Below are 641 nucleotides of genomic sequence, written 5' to 3'. Positions count from 1 at the left end.
GCACTCATCGCAGCGCTCCATCGGTAAGCCACTCCAACCACTACTTTCTCTACAAACATAAAGTTCGCTGATGCATCTACTTGTAAAGGAGAACCTTTTACTAATTTGGTTAAAAATGCAGGTTTGAATTTGATGTCATTCGATAAGTCAAACACATAACCTCCTATTAAATAATAATTCATTTTTTCTTTAAAAATCACCACTTCATTATCGTCATAACGATTGGTTTGAATGAAATTAGGAACCGATAATCCTAGATAAGCTTTGTCTGAATGATAGTAAATACCAGCTCCGATGTTTGGAGTAAAGACGTTTCTTAAATTCTGAAATTGTGGATCCCCTTGATCAACAGGATTGAGTTTGTTAACATTCAAATTAAACAAATTAGCGGTCGCTTTCATCCCAAAAGAGAGTTTAAAATTCTCTGAAGTGGGAATGGTGTAGGATAAGTCTGCTGAAATCGTATTTTCATTCGTAGGTCCAATTTTGTCATTAACAAATGAAAGACCTAATCCTAAATTACTATTGCTAATAGGCGTATTGATTGAGGCGGCATTAGTAGTGGGTGCTCCATCCAAACCTACCCATTGGGTACGATGCAGCGCAAATATGCTCATAACTCCGCGACTACCTGCATACGC

Annotated in this window: 1 protein-coding gene; it reads right to left on the bottom strand. The window is 37.4% G+C overall.

Annotated elements, in window-relative coordinates:
• Positions 1–641: PorP/SprF family type IX secretion system membrane protein (locus tag WFZ86_RS20125; protein ID WP_342693613.1), on the bottom strand; the 641-nt coding region annotated here is incomplete at both ends.

The organism is Flavobacterium polysaccharolyticum (assembly GCF_038739875.1).
Classification (GTDB): domain Bacteria; phylum Bacteroidota; class Bacteroidia; order Flavobacteriales; family Flavobacteriaceae; genus Flavobacterium; species Flavobacterium polysaccharolyticum.
The sequence above is the reverse complement of the archived record's forward strand: the minus strand, read 5'-3'. Positions and strand labels throughout refer to the sequence as shown.